A 23,555-nucleotide genomic window follows, 5' to 3' on the forward strand; every position below is an offset into this window, starting at 1 on the left:
TTATGATATATTATGTTTGTGCAATAAACTAACTATAATGAGGAAACGAGAAAATAACAACGTAAAAAATATCTGCGCTTATGCCTGATTTAACTTCTCTAACTGTTCCTGGCTTAAACTAATCTCCAACGCGCCCAGGTTTTCGCCAAGCTGCTCCGGGGTGCTGGCCGCAATGACCGGAATGACTGCCGGTGCGCTTTGCAGCATCCAGGCTAGAACGATTTGATTCAAAGTCCCTCCGGTTTCGGCGGCGATTTCTTCCAACATCTGCAATCTGGATAACGATTCCGATCTTGCGTACGATTCCGGGATGGACACATCTTTCCTGGTATAGGCGCTGTTTAGCGCTCCCGGATAAGAGGGCTTCGCCCCCGCCTTCGTCGCTATAAACATTTGATCACGGTTACCGCGGTCTTTCATCCACTGACCCAGCAAGGACTCGCTTTCCCCGCCGAGGCATCCTTCATTCCAAAAAGCGTAATTATTGGCCGTGTCCAGAAAGGCTCCTCCCGCATCCACATATTGATCCAACAGACGATAAGAGTCCCTCCGTCCGGTTCGGGATCCAAAATTCAAACATCCCAAAGCTAACGCACTGACTTTTAAACCTGTGGCACCGAGTTTCAACTGCAGCACTATAACATCCCCCCTAATATGTATTTGAATCTGGCTGTCTGAACGAACAATACACAGGCAGGAAACTAGCCTGAATGCTCTTCACTTTCCCAAGCCCGGTAATAAGCTATCTTGTCGCGCAAAACTTCCAGTGTATCCTCTAATTCCTTCGCCTGCAAAATCAACTTTTGTTCGTGCTCCTCCAGCAGCGCCCTCCGCTGGCTAATTCCCGCATCTCCCATTCGCATCATGTCCGCGAACCGCTGCATTTTAGCGATCGGCATTCCTGTTGAGCGCAAACGAACGATCAGCCTGATCCACTCCATATCATCCAGATGATAGGATCGATGCCCGTTTTTCGCCCGCCGGATCGGCTCCATCATGCCGATTTTTTCATAATAACGAAGCGTATGCGCAGTCAGTCCAGTCAGGTCTGCAACTTGTTGAATCGTCATATCCTTATCCGTCATCTATGGATCTCCTTTCCAAATCCTTCTAATGCACCTAATGTACAACTTAGAGTGTACTCCAAGTCAATAGCTTGACGCCGCATAAGGTCACTTCCATACTCAACTCAAAAAGAGCCAGAACTGAATTACTCAGTCCGGCTCTTATGCTCTACTTTTTTCCCCAATGCCATCTGTACATCTTCCTACTACTCCCGAGCCCCGGTAATGACGGAAACGATGTGCTTACGAAGGCTATCGGCATCGTCAGCCAAATACGGGTCAGCGTCGAAAATTACGGCATCCGCAATATATCCTTCCTCAATACGTCCCAATTGGTGACCCCAACCCAAAATTTCGGCCGCATTCCCGGTGGCTGCCAGCCAGGCTTCCGCACGGGTTAATCCATAGTCAATGAGGGTATCGAACTCCTGAAGGTTGTAACCATGGAGCGCAGGCGTCGCATAATCCGTTCCGAACCCGATTTGTACCCCGGCTCGCTTGGCATAGGCAATCGCCTTAGGATGTGCCTCGGCGGCGCGGGCGGCCCGTTCGCAAATAACCGGATTCAATGCCAGTACACCCTTGGGATCGGCCGCAATCCTGTATATCGACGTTGTCGGCACAAAGGCCACGCCGGATTCGGCAAGTCTTCCGGCTTGCTCCTCGGTCAGGAACATGCCATGTTCTATCGATGCCACGCCGGCATCAACGGACCAGTCCACAGTCACTCCGCCCCAGGTATGAACCAGCACCTTTTTGCCGTGTTCATGCGCATGGCGCACGATGAATGAGAACTCTTCCTCTGAAAACACCGGATCCAGCACCTTTTCCGTCGGAGCCCCAAGGCCGCCCGTTGCCATAATCTTGACCCAACCCGCACCGGTATCATAAATCTCTTTCAGGCGCAGCTCCAAGTGGCTAAGGCCCTTGGCATCCGCAGCCCCAAGCATAGCGCTGCTCGTATGAACCCTCAAGGGCACCTGATAAGTCTGAACTAGATGCTGAGCCGCACCGGGCAACAGCCCGCCCGCATCCCTTGCCGTTGTCACGCCGGTGCGAAGGGTGGCTTCAAAGGCTCGAGCCTGCATCTCTTCGATTTCCTGACCGTCGCGTTTCAATTGATCGGCATGATCGAAATCCGTCCAAGCCAAATGGGTATGGAGATCAATGATCCCCGGGCTAATCCACAAGTCTTTGCTTGGAGTAGATCCCTCGTCAGGAACCGGCTGCGATTCGGCAATCGAATTGAACCGTCCGTCCCGAATGGTAATATCGAAGCGTTTTCCATTGATGCCTGCAATACAAACTCGATTAAATGATTGAGCTTGGGGACCTTTATTGCTCATGCTTCTCCCCCCAAATCTGCGAAATTGCTTTTATAGCTTGATCCGGCTCCCGGTTCAACAATTGGGCGAGTGTCTTTATAGCCTCTTCTACGCTTTGGCGGCAAGCGTTCGCTCCGAAATGGTTGATTCGCAGCAGTTGCCCGAATAATTCGCCGTCTCCGGGTGCGACGATGCCGATGGGACGATCGATCAGCAAGCTCTTTTCCCCGGAAATCCGTACCGTCGTAGTAAGCGTTGAATAATGTCTTCCGTCCTTCTGCCAAGGCTCAATCCCCAAAGCTTGAATGCCCGCAAGGGTTGAGGCTGCGGCAAATTCATGACGCTTGATCACTTGCTCCAGCCCTTCCTCCTCGACAAGCGTCAAAGCAGAGATTAAAGCCCTCGCCTCAAGGGTCGGAATGTTGGGAGGAACCCGCAGCGGTGTCGCACTATCTTTACCTGGCTTTAAGTCCAGCAAGGACAAGATCGAATTACGCGGCGCGTTCCCGTTGGATTCAAGAAATTCCCAGCCTCGTGGCGACACACTTACGGCGCTAACGCCATTCGGACCGGCCAGCGCTTTTTGCGCCCCGACGGCTACGAAATCGACGGCCCATTCATCAACCGGCAGGGCCTCTCCCCCAACCGCCGAAACGGAGTCCATCACCGTTACGAGATCATATTCCCGGGCAAGCTTTAAGATCTCCCGGGCCGGATTGGATCCCCCCGTAACCACTTCCGCATGGACGAAGGAAATCGCGACCGGACGGAACCGGTCGATTGCTTCATGAATTTCTTTTACCGTCACCACTTCATCGAAAGGGACTCTTACCTCGGCGACCGTTGCCCCGCCGCGTTCCAGCCATGTTCCGAACAAGCTCCCGTAAGGGCCCGTCACTACATTCAAAATCGTACGACCCGGAGCCGAGATCCCGGCAGCCACTGCTTCTATACCCAGGATCGCCTCCCCGGGGATGATCACCGGAGCATGCTTTGTAGACAATAGCCGGGACAGCAAAACGTTAAGTATTTCATATTCGGATAAGGATAAGGGTACATATCCCGCATATTCTTGACTCATGTTGTTAAACCTCCTGGAGTGCTTGGTTTCGGCATTCTCGGCACTGCGGATAACAGTTCGAGAGAATACGCCGATTCAGGGTTGGCGAAGAACCGATCTTTGGGATTCAGCTCAACCAGCCGTCCCTGACGCATCACCGCAACCGTATCGCTAATTTCATGGATGACCCCCAAGTCGTGGGAAATGAATAGCATGGTCAGGTTTAATTCAGTCTTAAGCATGCTGAACAATTCCAGAACGCTCCGTTGCACCGAGACGTCAAGGGCGCTTGTCGGTTCGTCCGCAATCAGCAGGCTCGGCTCCACACTCAAAGCGCGCGCTATCGCAATCCGTTGCCGCTGGCCGCCTGAAAATTCATGGGGAAACCGGTCCAAGCCGCTTTCTTCGATATGAACCTTGGCTAGAAGCTCTTTGCATCTCTTTTCGACTTGGGCACGGTCCACGATTCGGTGAAATAATAACGCCTCGGACAGAATTTGCCGGACCGAATGCTTTGGATTCAGCGAAGCATCCGGGTTCTGGAAGATCATTTGAATTTGTTTGCGCTGAGCGCGGCTTCTCTTCTTCAACAAGGGCTCAGAACCCAGCGAAATTTGGCCTACATCGGGTATGATTAACCCGGCAATCACCCGGGCGAGGGTGGATTTGCCCGAGCCCGATTCTCCGACAAGCCCCAGCACTTTATGCTGCTGCAAATCCAAACTGATATCATCCAGGGCCGTAAACCCGCCATAATGGACCGAAACATTTTTCACCTGGAGAGCTAATTCCATATCCGCTCGCTCCCTTCCAGCTCAGGCACGGGAAGCACCGAGTTGATCAACATTTGCGTATAGGGATCCTGCGGGTTTTGCAGAAGTTCAAGGGTATCTCCCTGTTCCACAATCTCCCCGTTCTTCATTACGCACAGTTTGGAACACATCGCTGCGGCTACCGCAAGGTTATGCGTAACAAATACCATGGCAAAGCCCAGTTCCTTTTGCAAAGCTGAAATCGTCTCTATGATTTGTTTCTGGACGGTGACGTCAATCGCCGTCGTAGGCTCGTCGCAGAGCAGAATGCTCGGCTTGCACGCCAGCGCAATCGCGATGACCACGCGCTGGCATTGTCCGCCCGAAAGCTGGCTCGGATACCGGTCGGCCGTTTTTAAAGAATCCGGCAGCCCGAGTCTTTCGAGCAGCTCCAGCGCGATTTCGCGAGCCGCTTTTTTGCTTACCTGTTGCCTGAAACGAACAACTTCCGTAAGCTGCTTCACGACAGGACAAAGCGGGTCGAGCGCCCCTCGGGGATCCTGAAAGACCATAGCGGTGCGCTCATCGCTTTTGATGGTTCCGTCCACTTTCTCCACACCGCGCGGGAGAAGTCCGAGAATCGCACGCAGCGTCAGCGACTTCCCGGATCCCGATTCGCCCACCAAGCCTAAGGTCTCGCCTTTGCCCAGCGCGAAGCTGACCCGGTTCACCAATCTTTGATGTTGCTTTGTCTCCAGCGACAGATCCTCTACTTCCAGAATGATATTGTAAGTCATTATTTTTTCCTCCATAGATCCGCCAAACCGTCACCTACAAGAGACAACGCGATTCCCGTATACACCACCGCGAAACCCGGAACCGCAGAGAGCCACCAGGCCGTAGTGATAAAAGACTGCCCGTCGGAAATCATCGTTCCCCAATCCGGCGTTGGCGGCGTAATCCCGATGCCAAGATACCCTAGCGTCACAATCGCTACCAGCAGCCCGACCATATCGGTCATGAGGACCACGATCGCTTGCGGCAATACATTCGGCAGAATATGGCGCAAAATAATTCTTATGCCGGGCAGCCCCAGCGTTTGAGCGGACGCCACCCATTCCTGCTGGCGAAACGAAGCGGTAAGCCCGCGGGTTACCCGGGCAAACACGATCCAGCCTACGAGTATGAAAGTGATATAAATGCCGCGTTCCCCTGCCCCGCTGGCAAAAGCAACGATGATAACGATCAAATAAAAAGGAAACGCGATAAACGTGTCCGTGAGCAGCGTAATGACGGTATCAAGCCATTTCCCGTAATAACCCGCAACCATACCCAGAAAGAGGCCGGTACAAAACGGAATGATCTCGGCCAGAACCATGATTTTCAAATCCGTCCGGGCCGCATAAATCAGTCTCGTAAACAGATCGCGTCCCAATTGGTCCGTCCCCAGCCAATGTTCGGCGGAAGGGGGCTGCAAAAAAGCGCTCAGGTTTTGCTCGGAAGGCTGATAAGGACTTATAAACGGAATGAATACGGCCAGAAGGACAAGCACCGCAAACATGAGGGTTCCCACCAGCAGGGTCGGAGTGCTCCAAATTCTGCCGATGATACTTGTCCTATTCCCGTATGCGTTCAACCTGGGGTCTATTCTCATCTGTTTCATGATTTTCCTTTCGTTCTGGGATCAAGCCACCAGGAAATGATTTCAACGAGGAGGCTGATGATCACGACAGAGATCGCACAATAAAGCGCTATTCCTTGGATGACCGGGAAATCCCGCTTGGCAATGGAGGAGAACAGCAAGCTGCCGATTCCCTTGATGCCGAACACTTGTTCAACAACTAAGGTGCCGCCGATCAGGTACGACAGATTTACGCCGAACAGCATCAGCGTAGGAAGAGCCGCATTCCGCATCACATGCTTGAACAGAATGATCGCTCTTGGAATACGGGCCGCCTTCAACGTGACCACGAAATCGGATTCCAATACATCCAGCATTTGAGCTCGTAACGAACGAACCAGGGTGGGAATTTGCGAAAAAGCTACGGTGATCGCCGGAAGCGCGAGGCTATGCACGGTACCGACCCAGCCTTCTTTGACCCCTCCGACGGGAAACCAACCCAACCTGACGCTAAACAGTAAAATTAGAAGCAAACCAACCCAAAAAACGGGCATACCTAAAGTAATTGTAGGAAAAATACGGATCAAATGGTCCGGCAGCTTATCTTTGTTCGTAGCCGCAAGCGTAGCCAGCAAAAGGGCGATGATGATCGCAAAAACACTGGCCAATCCGATAAGCAGCAAGGTAACTGGCGCCCGGTCCGCAATCAGCTCCCTTGTGGAGGTTCCCGAGATGATGGAATTCCCCGTATCCCCTTGCGTAAACAGAATCTTGACGAATCGGAGGAACTGCTCCCCTAAAGAGAGGTCGAGCCCGAGAGCATGATGCATGCTCTCGAGCGCCTCGGGTGTACTGTATTCGCCCAGGATCATTTTCGCGGGGTCCCCAGGGACAATTCGGATCAAGAAAAACACAGCTGTAGTCACGCAGAGAATGACGACCAGCGCTCTTACCAGAACTATCGCCAGCCAAAGGGAGGATCCCCTGGATTTGATTCCGGCCGATGCATTTAATGTTTTGCTTAGTTTCATCATTTTTTAAATTGAACTTCTTCGAAGCGGATACTGCCGTTCGGCAAAACAACGATGCCATCCACGGAAGAAGACACGCCTTTCAAAATATCCGGATAGAAAAGCGGAATGTACGGCACTTCGTCCGCCAAGGTTTGCAGCAGTTTGGAGTAAATCTCGGCCCGTTCCGGTCCGTCCTGCGACTTCTGCCCTTCGCGCAGCAGCTTGGTCACTTCGTCATTGGTATAATGCGTCCAGTACGATTTGCTGAAGCCTTCCGGATCGGTTTGGAAAGCGATGATCGAATTCGCTTCCGGAGCATCGGCTTGGCCGCTGTTCAGCATGGCCGAGAAATCGTAAGCAAAGAATCTTTCGCGGAACGTAGCCAATTCAATCGATTCAATATCGATATTAATCCCGATCTCCTTGCCCGCTGCCTGAATAATTTGCGCCTCTTGAGCTCTTGTGCTGTTGCCGGAAGCAACCAGCAATTTGGTGCTGAAACCGTCTGGGAAGGCGGATTTGGCAAGCTCCTCCTTGGCGGCATCGACATTAAAATCAAGCGCTTTGACCTGATCGTGAGAGTTGTACGGGATTGCTGTCGGCAGCAAGGAAATTGCAGGCTTTGCATAACCGAAGGTCAGCGCATTGGTCAAACCTTCACGGTCGATAGCCAGCGCTAAAGCGCGGCGAACATGCACGTCGGAAAAATGCTTATCCAGGGTATTGAAGAACAGTTGCTCCGTCACCCAGCTTCCGTTGGTAACGACAGCCGTATCGGGACCTTGCTTGATCTCATTGGCGTTTTGCAGCGCCAGAGATTCAATCCCGTTCACTTCTCCCGCCTTGAGCTGGTTGATCGCCTGACTGTCATCTTCGATCAGCTTGTAAACAAGCTTGTCGATGTACGGCTTCCCTTCCTGCCAATAATTCGGATTCTTAACAAAAGTCAGATCGCCTGCCGGGTCCCACTTTTCAACCACGAACGGCCCTGTACCCACCGGATTTTTGAAAAATTCTTCTTCGGAAACTCCGCCGAAATCTTTAGGAATAATCCCGTTGGAGAAGTTCGACAGCTCGGAAATGAACGGCGTATACGGCTCCTGGAGAACAATTTCAAGCGTGCGGTTATCCGTAGCTTTGACGGAATCCACTTTTGCCGCAATCGCTAACGGTCCCCCTACCTTCAAATGCCGCTCCAGCGAGAATACGGCATCCTCCGCCGTAACTTCGTTACCGTTTGAAAATTTCAAGCCTTCACGCAGCACGAATGTATATTTCAAGCCATCCTCGCTGATGTTGTGAGACTCGGCCAGCCAATCTACGATTTCCCCTTCGCTGTTGAAAGAGACCAGAGATTCGAAAACTTTATCAATGGCAAAAGCGTTGTTTGCCGTGATCTGGTTATGTAGGTCGAGCGATGTTACCGCAGCAGGCCGCCCATAAACGAAGGTGCCTCCTACTGCAGGCTTGCCCGCTTCCGCGTTCTGATTAGTGCTTTGACTTTGAGCGCCGTTATTTTCAGCGGGTTTATTGTTGGAACCGGAGCAGCCGGCAACCAGAACCAAAATAAGAACTGATAATGCGCCAATCCAAGCCGATCTTTTAAAGGATCCTTTTAACTTCAACATGCTTACTCCCCCTATTCCAATAAAACGGATAAATTTAGTATGAATTGTATTATGGGTGAATTACTTAGATCTGTCAAACAAAAAATCGTTGCTGCATCAAGGATTAGACTAATTTTATCCAGCTCAGGAATTGTATTCGTTTTACTATTTCGGTGCTTAACTGATTCAAGCAGCTTAATGGTATAACGGTGATCATTCGGCGGTCAACAAAAAAAAAGAGCCACACCTGACATAGTCAGTTTCGGCTCTCTTGCTTCAATAGCGAGTTATCCCAAATTAATCTCTTTGATTTTGGCCAGCGGGAATTTCGGTTTGCGGTCCTCCGTCAGAAGGCCGTTGATTTCCTGCTGGACATCGGTAAGCTGGGTGTAGCAGAACCCGCAAATATAATCCACACTCTTGATCGCCTGTACTAAGCCGCCAAAGCGCTCAAGGAACTCTTCATCCGTCTGTACCTGATGCCCGTAGCCCCAGCCTTTATCCGACTGGAAGGCGATTCCGCCGAATTCGGTGATCATGATCGGCTGGCCTTTATACTCATAGCCGTCGGCGAGCGCGTACTTCCATTGATTGCAGGTGATCTCCTTGTTGACGATTGCATCCTTGTTGTCTGCATACCGCTTCAGGAATTTCTCTCCGGTCTCCACATAGTCGTGCAAGGTGATAATATCGGAGACCGTGTGCTCCCAACCGTCATTCGTAATGACCGGACGGTAAGGGTCATACGACTTGGTTAGATGGTAAATGCTCTCCGTAAATTTCTGCTGTCTTTGATCATGCAGAATGTACGGAATTCCCCAGGACTCATTGAACGGCACCCAGGTGATAATGCTCGGATGGTTATATTGCTGATGAAGTATTTCCAGCCATTCCTTGGTGAAGTTCTCCACCGCATCATCATGAAATTCGAACGTCGCTGCCATTTCCGACCATACCAGGAGGCCCTTAACGTCGCACCAGTACAGGAAGCGGGCATCTTCAATCTTCATGTGCTTGCGCACGCCGTTATAACCCATCTCCAGCATAAAGTCGATGTCGGCAATTAGCGCTTCTTCGCTCGGAGGGGTCAAATGGCTCTCTGTCCAGTAGCCCTGGTCCAGCATCAGTCTTTGATAGATTGGCACATTGTTGAGAAGTACCTTGCCTTTTTCGATGGATACCTTTCTCATGCCGAAATAGGATAGCACGCGGTCCACAACGATATCATCCCGGTACAGCACAAATTCTACATCATAGAGATTCGGCTGTTGCGGTGACCAGAAGATTCTTTTCCAAGGACCGTTCACTTCATGCACCAGGTCCACTTCCACGCTCAGGCGAGGCCGGTCGATCACCAGGCTTACCGTCTTTACATGGCGGTCCTTCATAGTCACGATGGCTTCCAGTCTTAAGGTTCCCTTTGCCGTCTCCAGGCCGTGTACCCGGTAATCGAAGGCTACTCTGGCATGATCGAGATCAGGCGTAATTTTCACCGTATCAAGCCGCTGCTCCTCCACATATTCCAGCCAGACCGTCTGCCAAATGCCGGTGGTCTGCACATAGAAGCATTCGAAATTGTCCTTCGTCCATCGCTGCTTACCCCGTGGCTGAGTGCAGTCGTCGCTGTCCTCCGCTTTTAACGTGATAATGTTATCCTCTCCGAATATCAGGTAAGGCGTAATATCGAAGGAAAATGCGGCATAGGCCCCTTGATGGCTGCCGGCAAGCACACCGTTTACCCAAACCTTGGCGATATAATCCACGGCCTGAAAATGCAGGATTACCCGTTTTCCTTCCGCTTCCTTCGGAATCGACACGTTCTTGCTGTACCATACCCGCGAATGAAATTCCTCGATGCCGATACCGCTGGCCTGGGTTTCATACGTAAACGGAACAGTAATCTTATGACTTCCTGCCAGCTGTTCCTGCCATTTTTCGATTTCCCCGACGTTTTCGTCGTCGAAGCGGAAGTCCCATTCGCCGTTCAGGTTCATCCATTTTTGGCGCACGAATTGGGGTCTTGGATAATCTTTGATATAGCCCTTGGTTGTCATCTTGCTCCTCCAGAAAGTTATTTAGTTCTAATCTCCAGTGCATAGACCGATGCCGGGCGCAATGGATAACCCGCTTTCCAGGCTTCGAACGGAATGGAAGTGGGCTTGCAGGAGATGCAATCCGGGGCAAAGACGGAATTGATATCCCACTCGGATTCTCCAGTGATTTCATAAAGCACGGTATCTTTGGCAGCATAGAGCTCTCCAAGATCCAAAGCAGCTCTTACCTCTTGCAGACTCCGGTTGACGATAAACAGAGTGATCGTGCTTCTGTCTTTATTCGTGCATGCGGCGACATCCAGATCCGGCAAGGCGTCCAATTCAATCGGTGCCGGTTTGTTGGATTGAACAGCGAAGGTGCCGCACTCTACCTTTGCCGGAAGCATGCTGGAAATATCACGTCCCGCGTACAGCTTCATAACTTCGTAAGTAGGCGTTCCGTATACCTTGAGCGGATGCCCGCTCCACCCGGGTGCTTTCCCGCAGTATTGATCGGCATAATAATCGCCTACCCGGATGCAGCCTCCGAGCCATCCGTTCACCAGATCGGAGAAGCTGCCGATGTGCACTAAATCGCTTGAACGCAGCATTTCGTTAAGGTTGGCGGCGTTAGCGACCGCCGCGCCCAATGTATGCTCGTCGGGCAGTCCTTTTCGGACATTATTTGGATAATACATCGTATTGTACTCGGTAATCGCCAGCTTCACATGGCTGTGCTTCGGGCTGGCGAGGATCTGTTCCCGTGTCTCTTCGATGTTGAGCCGCGTCCATTCCGGGAAGACGGTGATCGCTTTATAGCGCTCCTCTGCAGGCGTACCCCGGTCCATCGCAAACCGATTGTAGCCGTGATACAAATGCAGGGTTAGATAGTCAATCTTGTCCCCCGCGATGTCCAACACCGCCTTGTTCCAGTTTTGATCGGTATGTCCGCAGGCAAGAATAACAATCGAAGGGTCAGCCGTTTTCATCGCTTCGATGAAGGATAAGGTTCGCCGGGCGAACTGTTCCCCCGTACAAGTTCCTACCTGCCAGGCTCCCCATACCTCGTTGCCGATTTCCCAATACTTGACGCCGTACGGTTCAGGATGTCCGTTCGCGGCACGCTTCGCCCCCATCGGCGTATCGATGCCGCCGTTGCAATATTCAATCCACTGCGCGGCTTCCTCCGGAGTACCCGAGCCGTCGTTCACGCAAATCAGCGGTTCTACGTTCAACTCCCGGCAGAATTGGATGAATTCATCCGTTCCGAAGTATTTGCTGGTCCATCCTCCCCAAGCCTCATTGAACATGACGGGGCGCTCAAGCACAGGTCCGATGCCGTGCTCAAAGTGGTAGGCGCTGATATAGTTGCCGGCCAATCTCATCATACCGGCATTCAAATCTCTCGACATTTCAACGACTTCCCGCTTCACGAGTCCGATATGATCCTCGGGGAGCAAGGACACGTGATCGATCCACAGCATGCCGGTAGATACACTGTCCTGCCATCTCGGATGTTCAGCCGGCACATATACCCGGAACTCAGCATCGGCGCAATCCCGGCTAATCGCCAGCACCGCCTCATACTCTTGCCAATTGTGGCTGTGCAGCTCGATGCGCTCCAATCCCAGCCGCTCCTGGCTGAGCCGGTCCACAGCTTCAACGATCACATAGTTAAGCTCAATCGAGGCTCTGGCCACCAACTTGACCGAATATTTTTTCGGTCCTTTAAGCGCAATCCTCTGAGCGATGCCCGCATAGGCCTCATCATCGCTCAGAATACGGACCCGCTGGGCGCGTCCCGAATGCTTCGGTGCAGAAGCCTCCAGCGCGTACTTGGTATTCCGTCCGTTCGTATAGACATACCAGCTTCCCGACACGCCAGCCGCCTGTCCTGCTTCACTCTCAAAATCCATGTCTTTCAACGGAAAGGCCAGCATGGCCTCCATATGGTCGCGTATATCCTCCACGAAATGACCGAATAAGTAAGGATTGATCGTATGCTCGCTTACCCGGCTGCAATCGATTGTAATCTTCGCTTTATTGTTCAATTTTCACCCTCCATTGCCATTTGCCATTATCCTTTAATCGATCCGATCATGACGCCCTTAACAAAATGACGCTGCACGAAAGGATACATAATCAGTACCGGCAGACTGGATACGATAATTACCGCATACTTAATGCTCTCGGAAAGAAGAATCTTCTCCTCCATCCCGACGTTGCCGCCGTCCACGCCCGCAGACTGGCTGATCATCAGGATTTCGCGAAGCACCAATTGAAGCGGATAAAGATCTTCCGTCCGGATATAAATCAGCGCATTAAAGAAGGAATTCCAGTGGCCGACCGCGTAGAACAGAACCATGACCGCCAAAATCGGCTTCGACAGCGGCAGAATAATGCTGATCAGCAGCCGCCAATTGGAGCAGCCGTCGATATGGGCCGCCTCCTGCAGCTCCCAAGGGATGCTGGATTGAAAATAGGTTCTCATTACAATCAAGTTGTACGTGGAAATCGCCCCGGGAATGATGAGTGCCCACATTGTATCGACCATACCCAGGTTTTTGACGAGCAGGTAACTCGGAATCAAGCCACCGCTGAAGAACATGGTAAGCGTAATAATCAGCATGAGACCCTTGCGCCCCGGCAAATCCGGTCTTGATAAAGGGTAAGCCGCCAACAGCGTCATAGTAATATTGATCAGCGTACCGACGACGGTGTAAAAAATCGAATTACGGTAACCAATCCAGATCTTGTCGTTGTGCAAAATGTTATTGTAGGCTTCCAGTGTTATTCCCTTCGGAAGCAGCCACACCTCCCCGTTCAACACCCTCGCCGGGTCGCTGAACGAAGCGCTGACTACAAATACCAAAGGATAGAGCACGATGATAATAATCACCGCTGCGATCAAATATACGAGAACATCGAACCAGCGTTCATCCGATGGGCCTTTCACGATTGCTTCTTTAGGCATTATTCGTCTCCTCCTCCATCACCAAAGGCTCGTTTCCGACGTTTTCCGCGCAAACCGGTTCACCAGCAGCAGGAGCGTCAGGTTAATCAAGGAGTTGAAGAGCCCGATTGCGGCGGTATAGCTGTATTCTCCCTTCAAAATCCCGGTGGTGTACACGAAGGTGGAAATGACGTCGCTCGCTTCGAGGTTCAAGTTGTTTTGCATGAGCAGAATCTTCTCGAAGCCGATGTTCATGAATTGGCCGATGTCCAGAATGAGCAAAATGACGATGACAGGAACGATCCCCGGCAAGGAGACGTGCCAAATGCGCCGCATGCGGGAAGCGCCGTCCATCTTGGCCGCTTCGTACAGCTGCGGATTGATACCGCTAAGCCCCGCGATGTAAATGATCGATTGCCACCCCATGTTTTGCCAAATATTGGAGCCGATGAAAATCGTCTTGAACCAGCCCGCCGATTCCATGAAGCGGGTCGGCGATCCTCCCAAGGCCTGAATCAGTGTATTGATCGGGCCGGTCTGCGAAAGGAACACCGTTAAAATCCCCACGATAACTACAACCGAAATAAAGTGCGGAATGTAGGTAATGTTTTGCAATAATTTGCTGTAACTTTTGCTGCGAATCTCGTTAATGAGTAATGCAAGCATAATAGGGATCGGGAAAGCGACCAGTAAAGAAATCAGATTGATGGACAGCGTGTTCCAGAGCAACCGCCCAAAATAGTAAGACTCAAAAAAACGCTGAAAATGCTCGAAACCCACCCAGCTGCTGCCCATGATTCCTTTGCCCGGGGAGAAATTTTTAAATGCAATCTGAAGCCCGTAAAGCGGGCCGTAATGAAACAGCAAATACCATGCGATCGGCAAAAGCAGCATGAGATACAAATCGTATCTCTTGGCGATCTGCCGGATAAGGCGGCTGCCCCGTTCCGGTCGGAACTGGGCAGCCGCGGCAGTCTCATGGATTTCTGCGTTCTTCATGAACATCCACTCCTATCCCATAGAGGATCTGCCTTATTTAGCCATCTTGTCATATGCGTCTTGATAAATTTGCTGAAGCTCTTCAATGTTCATCTTTTTCAAAGTGGACTGGAATTCATCCCACTTGTCGAAGCTCAATGAACCTGCAATGAATTTCGTGCTTTGTTCTTCATAATACTTGTCGATATCATTGCGGAGCATATTCACCTTTTGAGCTGTTGCTTCATCAAACATCGGAGCCGCATAACGGATTTTCGGCATGTACGGATCCAGCGCCTTTTGCGCTTCCTGAACTTGCGGAGGATTGATGTACGAACCGACGTATTCACTGATCAGGTGAGGCGCGCCTCCGCCGGCATATGGCGTAAGTTTCGGTTGAGTCTCAGCCGTCGAGAACTCAGGCTTGTAGGTTGGAATTCCATCTACCAGCTCGTAGTGCTCGCCTTCCCGGCCGAATCTTAGCAGGGTCGAACCTTCGTCGCTAAAGAAATAGTCGATCCAACGCATGGATACTTCCGGATATTTATTGACTGAAGTGATGGCAAATGCACCTTGGTCGCGCGGAACCGGAGCGTTTTGGCTTTGCAGGCGATCGCCATGCGGTCCTTCAAACGGTGCGATACCGGTATATTGATCGGAAATCGGCAGGAAGTTATTATTCGTCTGATCAAAGAATATCCCTGTATTGCCGGAACCTTGTTTCGCCAAATATTGGGCTTCGGTTTGAGAGAATACTTCATGATCCAGCAGATTTTCCGCATACAGCTTGTTCAGGTACATGAGCAGTTCTTTGTTGCGCTCGCTTCCCATCCAGATTTCGACCTTGTCGTCTGCAATGTTGACGTTGTAGCCGAATTGAAGGTCGAGACCGAACGATCCGCTGAAAGCAGCCACAATAGGAAGTCCAACCACACGGGAGGTCATAGGAATTTCATCCTTCTGTCCGTTTCCGTTCGGATCCTGATCGCGGAATGCAACCAGCACATCATAGAGCTCATCAAGGGTTTCAGGCACCTTCAGGTTCAACTTCTCCAGCCAGGTCGTATTAATCCATCTCTTATCTGTCCGGGCCGAATCCAGCGTAACAATGCCGGGAATCGTATAAATGTGACCTTCCGGCGTAGTGATCGATGCGCGAATTTCCGGATACTCTTCCATCAGTTTGTTAAGATTCGGGGCATAGTCCTTAATCAAATCTTCCAGTGGAATCAGTTGCCCGCCGGCTCCGTAACGCACGGCTTCCAATGGAGTAATATTCGAGCGGTACATGATGTCAGGCAACTCATTGGATGCGAACAGCAAGTTTTTCTTCTCCGGGAATCCGTCTGTCGGCGCTTCAATGAATTCCATCTGGACGTTACTCATTTTTTCGTAATCCTGGAATACCGGCATCTCCTTGAAAGGTCCGTTGACCGGGGCGATCCGTGTGAACATTTTCAGCTTCACCGGCTCCTGTACAATCGGGAATCCTTCTTTACTTACCGTCTGTTCTCCCGTCCCCTTGGATGGCTCAGCAGCCTTGTTGCCATTGTTACCGTTGTTGCCCGAGCTGCAGCCCCCGAGCGCCAGAGCGGCAATAATCATCAAGCTCATCGCCGTTCTTCTCCATTGTCTTTGCATTACGAATACGACCTCCTTCATCTTGTTCCTTGCCTCGTGTTGTAAGCGTTTCCTTTGATGTGTTCCCATTATAGTTCAGTCGCTCGAACTGCAAATTCTACATATTTGACTATTTACTATACTTATTTTACGGATTTACTCACCCGGGCCGGCCGGCTCATATAAGCATGCGGCGTCATTCCGGTTGATTCCTTGAACACCTTGAAAAAGTAGTTATATGTGGTGAAGCCTACCTGACTGCTGATTTGTTTAACCGTAAACCGGCCGCTCTCCAGCAGCTTGCAGCTTGCGTCAATGCGAACCCGATTCACATATTCGGAGAAGGTCATCCGGGTCTCTTCCTTGAAAATCCGGCTCAAATAAGAAGTATTCAGCCCGATTGCCCCCGCTGCCAGCTCCAGCGTAATGTAGCTTTGATACCGTTCCAGAATGAGCATGATCGCTTGGGACACATGCCTTGAATATGGACCGGATGCCTGACGCTCACGAAGCCGGTCCAGCAAGCTCTCAAAGTAAGTAAGGAGCCACTGTTCGATTTCCGCCATGCTTCCGATATTCTCCAACTCTTCCCGGGAAGGTAATCCGACCGCCGCGGCATCGTCCATGGGCACGGTCTTCTCTCCGATCGAGAGTAATTCGCTGACGACCATCTGGACGCTTTGCGAATGAAGCGGCAGCTTCCGAATGGAAGTAAAGACGGCGGAGATCAACCGATGCACCTCCTCCTTATCGAGTCTTTCAATAGATAGGAGAAGCTGCTTCTGCTCCTCAATGGTCAACGATAGACGCGGACTGCTTGAGCCGCGGTCCTCCTCCTTCAAGGAGGAGGACGCATCGATGGACCGCTCCGCCCCGCGGTAACTGGCTTCGAGCTTGGATATGCTGCCACAAATATGCCCGACCGCATAAATACATTTCAAATTCAGGAACAGCTCCAGCGAATGGCTGACATTGCTCATGAGCCTGGCAGCTTCACTGGCGGCGGCTTGTTCGCTGCGCTCCTTGAAGGCAAACACCACGCCAAGGCGGCCGTTCTCCACATATACCGCCATCCGCTCCGCAGGATCGCCAAGACTCTGCTGTACGAGTTCCACGGCTTGGCGGACCAGACGGTTGATCTGCATATCGCTGCGCGATTCGGTCAGAAGCCGGAACGGGACGATTTGGACCGCGGCTGCCGCAAACCGCACCGAATTGGCAAATAGCCGACTCTGCCGGATGTCCTCCTCCAGTATTTGCGCTGCGCCCGGCACGCCGATAAGCATCTGAGCTACCGTTTCGCGCACAGATTCCATCCCTTTCCATTCGTTCGCTTCTCCGCCTGCCACCCTGGAACCGAACTGCTTGGCTTCTTCCTGCAGCTCCTGTTCCGCTTTTTTCAGAATGGTGATCAGCGACTGTTCATCCAGGCGGTGCTTGAGCAAATAATCGACAGCTCCGTTTCTTAGACATTCGCGCACATAATCATAGTCATCGTAGCTGCTGAGCATAATCGTCTTTACAGCCGGATAATGTTCCCGGATCGTCCGCTGAAGCTCTACTCCGTTCATGCCGGGCATGTTTACATCAATGATGGCAATATCCGGCTGCGATTGTTCTATAGCCTGAAGAGCCATAGACCCGCTGTACGCTTCACCGCTTAATTCAAAACCATGGCTCTTCCAATCCGACATCGCCCCCAAATGGTGATGCACCAGCGGTTCGTCATCTACTAACATTACTTGAAGCATCTGCTAGCTCACCTCCCTTGGAGATTGTTGGACCTGATCTATTTGCGGGAACCGGATTACAACCTTGGTGTACAGCCCCTCTTCACTGAAAAGCTGAATTCCGTAGGGCTCCCCGTACATGATCCGGATTCTTTCATGCACGTTGCGCACACCCATGCCGCTGAAGCGGGACGGGCTCTCATTCTTGCCGGCATCCCCCAGAATCGAATCGATTTTCTTCTTGGATATCCCCGGCCCGTTATCCATAATTTCAATCATTAAGTCCCCTCTTTCCCCGTACACCCGGATGAGAATGAATCCACCCTTCGCGGCCAAGCCTATTCCGTGCTGGATCGCATTTTCCACGATCGGCTGAAGCATCAGCTTCGATACCTGGCATTCCAGTAAAGCGTCATCCTCAACCTCGATATGGACAGGAATCGGTTCCATGTACTTATACTTCACGATGGAGACATAACAGTTCACATAATCCAGCTCCTCCCTGACGGTCAGGAACTCGTTGGAATTGCCAAGCACGCTTCGCATGAGTTCGATTAAGGAGCCAGATACCTCTTCGATATTCGGTACTCCGTTCAAATGGGCCAGGTACTTGATCGTATTAAGCGAATTATAGAGAAAATGGGGACGGATCTGCGCTTGCAATGCTGTCAGTTCCGCCTCGTGCTTCGCCTGCTCGCTGATCCGGATGTCCTGCATTAGCCGTTTTAAATCATCGATCATGCTGATGAACACCCGGTAGAGGTCACCGATTTCGTCTTTCGTTTTGATTTCCGTTTTCGGAAAAGAAAGATTTCCGTCCTTGACCCGCATCATCATCGTCTTTAACCGCCTGATTTGCAGGGTCGTACGCGAAGACATTTGCAGCGACCCGAGCAGAACCACGGCGAAGACAATGACCGAGACCTCGATCATCAGGTTACGGATTCGGACGGACTCGCTCAGCAGCGAGTCAAGGGGGACAAGCGCCCGGGTAACCCAGCCGGTATGCTCGGAGCGTTGGGTTACGACGATATAGGATTTGCCGTCGATCTTTTGCTCCTTAGCTCCTTGGAACGTTCCCGTATTTCCATCAATGACCTGTTGCATTTGCGGCGAGACCGAGGACGGGGCGGAATCGGACTGGTACACAAGCTCCCCTTGTTCGTCCAGGACATATAGAATGCTGTCGGCGGTCGGTTTCACCCCGTACGTATTGCGGATGAAATCATACTTCAAATCCACCATCACCACGCCGATCGTCTCCCGGTTATACCGAATGACCCGCCCGACGGAAATGGCATCCGAGGTGCCTTTTTGCTTGAAATAGGCATGGCGTTCCCCGTTATTCAACATGAATTCCATCGTCTTCGTGTCCAGAAAACTGCGGTCGATCCACGGACTGCCCGTAAAGAATACTTTGCCGTTTAATCCGATCACAGCTATTCGGGATATATAAGGCTTGTAAGAGAACAGTCCCGATAGAAACTCAGTAAGCCTCTTCTGCTCCTGAAACCATTCGTAGCTGATTTCTTCACTGGGGCTCAGCACCGTATCAATCACCGTGTTCTTGTTCGTGACTGCGACCGTGTTCAGACGATCGATCTCCTCCAGCATGAGATTGAGCGATTCATCGGCTTGGCGAATACTGTCCGCAACAGAAGTGACGGCGTTATGTTTGATCGTCTCGCGCATGTTCATGTAGACAATCGAGGCAATCGTCACGATGGAGAGAAGACTGAGCAAACCGAAGGCAAGAAATATTTTCCCCTGAATGCCAAGCTTCGGCGAAATTTTGCTGAATATAGATGTGAATTTCAAGTTGGCCCCTCCTTATCAAGTATCAGGGAAAATCACATGAAGTAAGCGCTGTCAAAAAAGCGATTCATTCTTCAGCCGCTGCTGGCCGAGCGAACGTATAGCGGGGGCTTCTTGTAGAAGGACTTGAACGCCCGCGTGAACGTATACAGGTTTGGATAACCGAGCGATAAAGCGATTTCCGTCACGCTCGCATCGGTTTCGACCAGCAGTCGTCTGGCCTTCTCCATGCGGATGTTCTGAATATATTTCTGCGGGGAGACGCCGACCTGATTGGTAAAAGCAGAGGAAAAATAAGAACGATGCACGCCGGCAAACGCCGCGACCTGCTGAACCGATATCCCCTCGGTAGCGTGAAGCTCCATAAATTCCATGCATTCGCGAATCCAGCCGGAAGGTTCCGAGGCGTATATAGTGGGCGATTCCGGCATCAGAACGGCCAACAATTCGCAGGCCATTCCCTGGAGCTCCAGGGAAACCGCCGGATTCCACCGCTCGAATCGCGCCATCGCGCCGAGTATGCGGTCCAATGCATCCTTTAGCGGCGGCGTCATTTTGTCGTTTGCAAACGGCCGCTCCGGTGTAATTCCGGCAAGCTTCAGCAGGGGCATGACCCGGCCTCCGTCCACGGCCAGCCAGCTCATTCGCAAAGGCTGTTCCGAAGGGAGCAAATAGTAATGGTAGGTCTGGCCCGGGAAAAGGCAGAACAGATCATCCTTCTGCAATTCCACCTGCTGATCCTCAAATTCGAAGCAGATCTTCCCTTCCAGTACAAAATGAAGGCTGTAGCATTCAATTCTTTTCGGCCCTACCTTGTAATTGGGCTTAGCGAGACTGCGGCCCGCTCGAACAGGCCATAGCTGTCCGTCCCGATCCAAATCTCCGGGCGTGTAATAGATAAACTCGGCGAATTCGTAATCGTATTCCTGCATATTCCATACCGCCTGAGACATAATCTCCCTCCTTCAATATAACAAAATGACAATTAAAACCTAACACTAAGCTATTTATAAATCGTTTACATTACAATATTATCATAATAGGAGGCGATTGAAATTGTCCAGTAGACCTAACATTTTACTAATAACAAGTGATCAACAGCATTGGAATACGATCGGTGCGTTCAATCCCGAAATATCCACACCGAACTTGGATCGGCTGGCCCGGCAAGGAACGACATTCGGACGGGCCTATTGCCCGAATCCGACATGTACCCCGAGCCGGTCCTCCATCGTTACAGGGATGTATCCGAGCCAGCACGGAGCCTGGACGCTGGGGACGAAGCTTCTGGAGGACCGCCATACGGTGGGAGAGGATTTCAGCGAAGCGGGGTACAAGACCTCACTGATCGGCAAAGCTCATTTCCAGCCATTAAAATCCACGCCTGAATATCCTTCAAATGAAGCTTATCCGATTTTGCAGGATTTGGAGTATTGGAAGGGATTCAATGAGCCTTTCTATGGCTTCGACCATGTGGAGCTTGCCCGTAACCATACGAATGAAGCCCATATCGGCCAGCATTACGCGCTATGGATGGAGGAACAGGGCTGCACCAATTGGAGGGATTATTTCCTTCCGCCAACCGGAACGATGGACCCGGCACAAACGTACAAATGGCCAATCCCCGAAAAATATCACTACAACACCTGGATTGCCGAGCGGAGCAATGCCCGACTTGAGGAGCATAAGAAATCCGGAGAGCCCTTCTTCTTATGGGCCAGTTTCTTCGACCCTCATCCCGAATATTTGGTGCCGGAGCCATGGGATACGATGTACGATCCGGATAAGCTGACAATTCCTGCCCTGGTGCCCGGGGAGCACGACAAGAATCCTCCGCATTTCGGCTTAACGCAGGAAGAGAATCCGGATTTCTCCCATCTGATGGAGACGGGGTTCGGTATTCACGGCTACCGTTCCCATCATTATTACGAATACGGAGAAAAGTTGCGATTAACCGAATATGACAAAAAGAAGCTGGTCGCCGTTTATTACGGGATGATCAGCATGATGGACAAATATATCGGCAAAATCCTCGATAAGCTGGATGAGCTAGGGCTGTCGGACAATACACTCGTCGTCTTCACAACCGATCATGGCCACTTCTTCGGTCAGCACGGTCTTCAGGCTAAGGGCGGTTTTCATTATGAGGACTTGATCAAGCTGCCGTTTATCGTCCGCTATCCTGACCAGGTCCCCGCCGGCAAATTCTCAAACGCGATCCAGTCCTTGGTGGATTTGGCGCCAACCTTCTTATCGTTTTGCAATCTGCCGATTCCGCCGTCCATGACCGGCGTTGACCAAACAGACGTGTGGCTAGGCAACAAGGAACTGGCGAGAGACCACGCAATTTGCGAATTCAGGCATGAGCCGTCGACAATTCATCAAAAGACGTACGTCGATGATCGTTATAAAATTACGGTTTACTACAATCAGACTTATGGGGAGATTTTCGATCTTCAGGAAGACCCGGCAGAGCTTCATAACTTGTGGAGCGAACCGGGATATGAATCCTTGAAAAGCGAACTGCTCCTTAAATACATTTGGGCCGAGCTCGGCAAAGAACCGTTACCTATGCCGAGAATCCATCATGCGTGATGTCACCGGCCGATTCGACCGAGTGGAAGCCGGGAAACCTAATTGAATGCAAAAAGCGTGAACGTAAGGGTGGAGACCCTACGCTCACGCTTTTTTTTAAAAAATAACGATACCTGCCACAGCGGCCAGCAAAATTACTCCAAAGGGATGGACCTTGTATTTGGTCACCAAGGTGAGACACCCGGCACAGATCAGCAGCGTCCCGGCCATAGACCAACTCAACAGAGACTCGCTCCGCCCGCTAAGACCGAAGTGGATCGCGGCGTAAATAATCAATCCCGTCACAACCGGACGCAATCCGTAAAACGACGATTTGACCAAATCATTGTTCTGCAGTCTTATGAAGGAAGCCGTTAAAATAATTACGATAATTAATGATGGCAAAATGATGCCGACCGTGGCCGCCACGGCCCCCATAAAACCGCTTTGCGAGTATCCGATCAACGTGGCGGTATTCGTTGCAATGGATCCGGGTGCCATCCCCGCCAAAGATACGATCTCCTGAAATTCTCCGGCCTCCACCCAACCTTTGCCTGCCACCTCCCGCTGAATTAGCGTCATTACCGCATAGCCGCCTCCGAACGAAATGAGCCCAACCTTGATAAAAACCAAAAACAACTGCCACAACATTCGATGATCACCCTTCAGATGTAGTATTCCGGGAAATGCAACTCCCGTTTCTCTTCGGTCTGCTCCTTTTCCGTTTTTACGAACATCCCTTTACTTCGCTTGAACAAGACGATAGCTATCCCGGCAATCGGACCGCCAAGGATTAGATAGAAAGAATGAATTCCCGTAAATAACAGAAGAATTACCGCAGAGGCCGCAATGATCAGCGTGGCGGTATCCAAAACGGATGATTTCCACATCTTGAAGGCTGCTAAAATAATTAAAGAAATTACCGCGGCATGAATGCCTTTCAGCGCGGCTTCCACCTTTGCGTTATCTTTAAAAATGACACTAAGAAAACTTAACAGAAAAACGATGAAAAAAGTAGGTAGCGTTATCGCCGTTACAGCAGCCACCGCCCCCAGTACACCTCCGAGACGATAGCCGATAAATGCGGCGCAATTCACCGCAACTCCGCCGGGAGCGGATCCCGAGACGGACACCATGTCGCCCATTTCCTTTTCATCCATCCATCGCCTCTTACAAACGATCTCCTGTTCGATCGTCGCGATCATCGCATATCCTCCCCCAAAAGTGGAAGGACCGATTTTCAGAAAGACACCAAAAATATTAAAGATTAGTTTCATTTGCCGGGTAACCGTATGGTTCATCCCATTTCACCCTCTATTGTCTCGTTATGCTCATCTATAAGAAGCTAATAGCATTATAGCACATTAATTTCATTTTGGATTAAAGTTTTAGCCTACAATTGTAAATTAT

General features: G+C 51.1%; 20 protein-coding genes. 1 reads left to right on the forward strand and 19 read right to left on the reverse strand.

The genetic code is table 11. From position 1 onward, the window contains the following. Window positions 1-78: 78 nt before the first annotated feature. From ACLB09_RS09720 to ACLB09_RS09800, 17 genes are all read right to left on the reverse strand, one after another. Complete coding sequence (locus tag ACLB09_RS09720) at window positions 79-636, reverse strand: aldo/keto reductase (protein ID WP_410769619.1); 558 nt, start codon at window positions 634-636, stop codon at window positions 79-81. Window positions 637-701: 65 nt separating this feature from the next. Continuing rightward, window positions 702-1,085, reverse strand: coding sequence for a MerR family transcriptional regulator (locus ACLB09_RS09725; RefSeq protein ID WP_410769620.1), 384 nt, complete (start codon window positions 1,083-1,085; stop codon window positions 702-704). Window positions 1,086-1,270: 185 nt separating this feature from the next. After that, window positions 1,271-2,410, reverse strand: a complete 1,140-nt coding sequence (locus ACLB09_RS09730; RefSeq protein ID WP_410769621.1) for an amidohydrolase family protein — start codon at window positions 2,408-2,410, stop codon at window positions 1,271-1,273. Continuing rightward, window positions 2,400-3,470, reverse strand: a complete 1,071-nt coding sequence (locus ACLB09_RS09735; RefSeq protein WP_410769622.1) for a pyridoxal-phosphate-dependent aminotransferase family protein — start codon at window positions 3,468-3,470, stop codon at window positions 2,400-2,402. Before ACLB09_RS09735 ends, ACLB09_RS09730 begins: the two co-directional genes overlap by 11 nt. Continuing rightward, a complete protein-coding gene (locus tag ACLB09_RS09740) occupies window positions 3,467-4,243 on the reverse strand; it encodes an ABC transporter ATP-binding protein (RefSeq protein ID WP_410769623.1) in 777 nt (258 codons plus the stop codon). The genes ACLB09_RS09735 and ACLB09_RS09740 overlap by 4 nt, the downstream gene beginning before the upstream one ends. Beyond that, window positions 4,234-4,998: an ABC transporter ATP-binding protein gene (locus ACLB09_RS09745; RefSeq protein ID WP_410769624.1), complete on the reverse strand. Its 765-nt coding sequence runs from the start codon at window positions 4,996-4,998 to the stop codon at window positions 4,234-4,236. The genes ACLB09_RS09740 and ACLB09_RS09745 overlap by 10 nt, the downstream gene beginning before the upstream one ends. After that, window positions 4,998-5,864 (reverse strand): ABC transporter permease, encoded by an 867-nt coding sequence (locus ACLB09_RS09750; RefSeq protein WP_410769625.1) that lies wholly within the window; start codon window positions 5,862-5,864, stop codon window positions 4,998-5,000. The genes ACLB09_RS09745 and ACLB09_RS09750 overlap by 1 nt, the downstream gene beginning before the upstream one ends. Further along, window positions 5,861-6,856: an ABC transporter permease gene (locus ACLB09_RS09755; protein ID WP_410769626.1), complete on the reverse strand. Its 996-nt coding sequence runs from the start codon at window positions 6,854-6,856 to the stop codon at window positions 5,861-5,863. Before ACLB09_RS09755 ends, ACLB09_RS09750 begins: the two co-directional genes overlap by 4 nt. Further along, window positions 6,853-8,463 (reverse strand): ABC transporter substrate-binding protein, encoded by a 1,611-nt coding sequence (locus tag ACLB09_RS09760; protein ID WP_410769627.1) that lies wholly within the window; start codon window positions 8,461-8,463, stop codon window positions 6,853-6,855. The genes ACLB09_RS09755 and ACLB09_RS09760 overlap by 4 nt, the downstream gene beginning before the upstream one ends. A 266-nt stretch (window positions 8,464-8,729) precedes the next feature. After that, a complete protein-coding gene (locus tag ACLB09_RS09765; protein WP_410769628.1) occupies window positions 8,730-10,496 on the reverse strand; it encodes a glycoside hydrolase family 2 protein in 1,767 nt (588 codons plus the stop codon). A 17-nt stretch (window positions 10,497-10,513) separates the two neighbouring features. Further along, window positions 10,514-12,526: an alpha-L-arabinofuranosidase C-terminal domain-containing protein gene (locus tag ACLB09_RS09770; RefSeq protein WP_410769629.1), complete on the reverse strand. Its 2,013-nt coding sequence runs from the start codon at window positions 12,524-12,526 to the stop codon at window positions 10,514-10,516. A 26-nt stretch (window positions 12,527-12,552) separates the two neighbouring features. After that, window positions 12,553-13,449, reverse strand: coding sequence for a carbohydrate ABC transporter permease (locus tag ACLB09_RS09775; protein WP_410769630.1), 897 nt, complete (start codon window positions 13,447-13,449; stop codon window positions 12,553-12,555). An 18-nt stretch (window positions 13,450-13,467) separates the two neighbouring features. Next, window positions 13,468-14,427, reverse strand: coding sequence for an ABC transporter permease (locus tag ACLB09_RS09780; protein ID WP_410769631.1), 960 nt, complete (start codon window positions 14,425-14,427; stop codon window positions 13,468-13,470). 33 nt (window positions 14,428-14,460) lie between these two features. Then, a complete protein-coding gene (locus ACLB09_RS09785) occupies window positions 14,461-16,047 on the reverse strand; it encodes an extracellular solute-binding protein (protein WP_410769632.1) in 1,587 nt (528 codons plus the stop codon). A gap of 122 nt (window positions 16,048-16,169) precedes the next feature. Next, on the reverse strand, window positions 16,170-17,777 hold the full coding sequence (locus ACLB09_RS09790; protein WP_410769633.1) for a response regulator transcription factor: 1,608 nt from the start codon (window positions 17,775-17,777) through the stop codon (window positions 16,170-16,172). Window positions 17,778-17,780: 3 nt separating this feature from the next. Next, the gene (locus ACLB09_RS09795; protein WP_410769634.1) at window positions 17,781-19,574 is read right to left on the reverse strand and encodes a sensor histidine kinase; all 1,794 of its coding nucleotides are present in this window, start codon (window positions 19,572-19,574) and stop codon (window positions 17,781-17,783) included. A 71-nt stretch (window positions 19,575-19,645) separates the two neighbouring features. Then, complete coding sequence (locus tag ACLB09_RS09800) at window positions 19,646-20,524, reverse strand: AraC family transcriptional regulator (protein WP_410769635.1); 879 nt, start codon at window positions 20,522-20,524, stop codon at window positions 19,646-19,648. 103 nt (window positions 20,525-20,627) lie between these two features. Here ACLB09_RS09800 and ACLB09_RS09805 point away from each other — a divergent pair, with 103 nt between their 5' ends. Continuing rightward, window positions 20,628-22,166, forward strand: a complete 1,539-nt coding sequence (locus tag ACLB09_RS09805) for a sulfatase family protein (protein WP_410769636.1) — start codon at window positions 20,628-20,630, stop codon at window positions 22,164-22,166. Window positions 22,167-22,262: 96 nt separating this feature from the next. Here the strand turns inward: ACLB09_RS09805 and ACLB09_RS09810 are convergent, their stop codons facing one another. Both ACLB09_RS09810 and ACLB09_RS09815 read right to left on the reverse strand, forming a co-directional pair. After that, entirely contained in the window at window positions 22,263-22,796 is a 534-nt protein-coding gene (locus tag ACLB09_RS09810; protein WP_410769637.1) for a chromate transporter, read from the reverse strand. 14 nt (window positions 22,797-22,810) lie between these two features. Next, entirely contained in the window at window positions 22,811-23,446 is a 636-nt protein-coding gene (locus tag ACLB09_RS09815; RefSeq protein WP_211021115.1) for a chromate transporter, read from the reverse strand. Window positions 23,447-23,555 lie beyond the last annotated feature (109 nt).

The sequence above is a fragment of the Fontibacillus forbon genome (genome assembly GCF_046559655.1).
Lineage (GTDB): Bacteria > Bacillota > Bacilli > Paenibacillales > Paenibacillaceae > Fontibacillus.

What these genes read in the sequence shown, in the direction of transcription:
- ACLB09_RS09725 (WP_410769620.1), bottom strand. Translation starts at nt 1,085, where the DNA reads ATGACGGATAAGGATATGACGATTCAACAAGTTGCAGACCTGACTGGA.
- ACLB09_RS09730 (WP_410769621.1), bottom strand. Translation starts at nt 2,410, where the DNA reads ATGAGCAATAAAGGTCCCCAAGCTCAATCATTTAATCGAGTTTGTATT.
- ACLB09_RS09735 (WP_410769622.1), bottom strand. Translation starts at nt 3,470, where the DNA reads ATGAGTCAAGAATATGCGGGATATGTACCCTTATCCTTATCCGAATAT.
- ACLB09_RS09740 (WP_410769623.1), bottom strand. Translation starts at nt 4,243, where the DNA reads ATGGAATTAGCTCTCCAGGTGAAAAATGTTTCGGTCCATTATGGCGGG.
- ACLB09_RS09745 (WP_410769624.1), bottom strand. Translation starts at nt 4,998, where the DNA reads ATGACTTACAATATCATTCTGGAAGTAGAGGATCTGTCGCTGGAGACA.
- ACLB09_RS09750 (WP_410769625.1), bottom strand. Translation starts at nt 5,864, where the DNA reads ATGAAACAGATGAGAATAGACCCCAGGTTGAACGCATACGGGAATAGG.
- ACLB09_RS09755 (WP_410769626.1), bottom strand. Translation starts at nt 6,856, where the DNA reads ATGATGAAACTAAGCAAAACATTAAATGCATCGGCCGGAATCAAATCC.
- ACLB09_RS09760 (WP_410769627.1), bottom strand. Translation starts at nt 8,463, where the DNA reads ATGTTGAAGTTAAAAGGATCCTTTAAAAGATCGGCTTGGATTGGCGCA.
- ACLB09_RS09765 (WP_410769628.1), bottom strand. Translation starts at nt 10,496, where the DNA reads ATGACAACCAAGGGCTATATCAAAGATTATCCAAGACCCCAATTCGTG.
- ACLB09_RS09775 (WP_410769630.1), bottom strand. Translation starts at nt 13,449, where the DNA reads ATGCCTAAAGAAGCAATCGTGAAAGGCCCATCGGATGAACGCTGGTTC.
- ACLB09_RS09780 (WP_410769631.1), bottom strand. Translation starts at nt 14,427, where the DNA reads ATGAAGAACGCAGAAATCCATGAGACTGCCGCGGCTGCCCAGTTCCGA.
- ACLB09_RS09785 (WP_410769632.1), bottom strand. Translation starts at nt 16,047, where the DNA reads ATGCAAAGACAATGGAGAAGAACGGCGATGAGCTTGATGATTATTGCC.
- ACLB09_RS09790 (WP_410769633.1), bottom strand. Translation starts at nt 17,777, where the DNA reads ATGCTTCAAGTAATGTTAGTAGATGACGAACCGCTGGTGCATCACCAT.
- ACLB09_RS09800 (WP_410769635.1), bottom strand. Translation starts at nt 20,524, where the DNA reads ATGTCTCAGGCGGTATGGAATATGCAGGAATACGATTACGAATTCGCC.
- ACLB09_RS09810 (WP_410769637.1), bottom strand. Translation starts at nt 22,796, where the DNA reads ATGTTGTGGCAGTTGTTTTTGGTTTTTATCAAGGTTGGGCTCATTTCG.
- ACLB09_RS09815 (WP_211021115.1), bottom strand. Translation starts at nt 23,446, where the DNA reads ATGAACCATACGGTTACCCGGCAAATGAAACTAATCTTTAATATTTTT.